Source organism: Luedemannella helvata, from assembly GCF_039528415.1.
GTDB classification, from domain to species: domain Bacteria; phylum Actinomycetota; class Actinomycetes; order Mycobacteriales; family Micromonosporaceae; genus Luedemannella; species Luedemannella helvata.
Genome location: NZ_BAAALS010000104.1, coordinates 1 through 844, shown reverse-complemented (window position 1 = coordinate 844; position 844 = coordinate 1). Strand labels below are relative to the sequence as shown.

Sequence of the window (844 nt, the reverse complement as noted above, 5' to 3'; positions counted from 1 at the left end):
GAAGAAGGTGTGCTTGCTCAGTGGTGTGCGCTTGGCGATCTCGGCGGGGAGCCAGCCCATGGTTGCGAGGGCTTGGATGCGGCGGAGGGTGGCGGTTTCGTCGATGCGGGCGCCGTCGGCGAAGTCGTCGAGGGTCGGCCAGAACGCCATCAGGATGTTGGCCGACTCGGTGCGGATCTGTGCAGGGACCGGGTAGCCGGCCTCGCCGAAGAGCAGGTAGTTGAGGGTGCCGACGCCGACTCCGGTCCGTTCGCTGATGCGGGCCGGGGACATGCCTGCCGCGCGGAGGGCGTTGACGTGATCACGGACGGGCTGGGCGGGCGTGAAGGGCTGCCACTGGCCCTGCTGCATGAGGGTCCTGCGGCGCTGGTTCCAGCGGGAGCGGGCCATTCGGATGGCGTAGGGGCGGCTGGTCACGGCTGGTCCTTCCGGGGCTGGCGCTGGGTGGGGAGTTGGGTGGTGCCGCGGGGCGGGTCGGGCCAGATGTCGTACAGCTGGGCGACCTCGAGGGCTTTGCGTGCGGCGGCGAGGTCGCGGCGGACGTCGTCTTCGGTGCGGCGGGTGGTGGTGCTGGCCTGCCAGGCGGCCCGGTCGTCGTCCTCGTCGTCGCTGCCTCGGTAGCTGCTGGCGAGGACGAGGAGGGCGCCGATGGCGATGACGACGGCCCAGTCGTAGGCGGTCATGCGACTCGCCCCTCGATGAGGTCGCGGGTGCCGCGCCACCGCTGGACGGCGGACTTGTCGCGGGTCTTGCCGTAGCCGGCGGTCCGGAGTATCCGGTCGCGGTGGAGGGTGGCGGCGAGGCGGCCGGGGTCGTGTGCGGGATCGGGAGCGATCGGCAGGTG

At 71.8% G+C, this 844-nt stretch carries 2 protein-coding genes; both read right to left on the bottom strand.

What is annotated here, in order from left to right:
- Window positions 1–417, bottom strand: a 417-nt coding sequence (locus tag ABD191_RS28945) for a hypothetical protein (RefSeq protein WP_344089119.1), incomplete at its 3' end; no start/stop codon positions are given.
- A complete protein-coding gene (locus ABD191_RS28940; protein WP_030901142.1) occupies window positions 414–683 on the bottom strand; it encodes a hypothetical protein in 270 nt (89 codons plus the stop codon). The genes ABD191_RS28945 and ABD191_RS28940, both read right to left, overlap by 4 nt.
- Between the last annotated feature and the right edge of the window lie 161 nt (window positions 684–844).